Origin of the sequence: Bowmanella yangjiangensis (genome assembly GCF_017255015.1) — a bacterium.
Classification (GTDB): domain Bacteria; phylum Pseudomonadota; class Gammaproteobacteria; order Enterobacterales; family Alteromonadaceae; genus Bowmanella; species Bowmanella yangjiangensis.
Map to the genome: position 1 here is coordinate 1 of NZ_JAFKCS010000514.1, position 544 is coordinate 544.

1 protein-coding gene is annotated in these 544 nt (G+C 61.8%); it reads left to right on the forward strand.

The window, feature by feature from the left end:
• Positions 1 to 221: 221 nt before the first annotated feature.
• Positions 222 to 544: hypothetical protein (locus tag J0A65_RS25425; RefSeq protein ID WP_206597000.1), on the forward strand; the 323-nt coding region annotated here is incomplete at its 3' end.

Below are 544 nucleotides of genomic sequence, written 5' to 3' on the forward strand. Positions count from 1 at the left end.
GGTCGACCTCACCCGGGCACTGCTGGACGCCTTCCGGCAGATCAGCGACTCGCACTGACTCTCGTTGCCACCTTGCCGCCCAGCGGCAAGGTCTTGCCTCCCATTGCCGCCGTTGAAAACGAACAAGCCCTGTGTTTTCAGAGGCTTGCGTCATTCTTTCATGTTGGCACGCGCCTTGATTCCAAGCCCCTGGCAACTGCAACTCAGTCAAGGAGCGAGGCATGAGTATCATTGGAGGCGTAGGCAACTACAGCGGCGTGTCGCTGAGCGGTTTCCGCGGCAAGCAGAACGAGCAGCAAGATGAACAAGCGCTCGTGACACGCGAGGTCGGGAAAACCGTGCGCACGGCGAATGCCGAGTCGGAGCGCGAATTCCAGGCCAGACAAGCCACGGAAGAGGGGTTTGCCCGCCTGCGGGTAGCCCTGCAGAACGGCGCCGATGAGCAGACCGAAACCAGCGTCGGCTCGGGACAGGTGGAGAAGAAGGAGGAAGACGACGGCAAGGCCGCACTCGAGGCGTTCAAGGCCTACATGGCGATGACGCC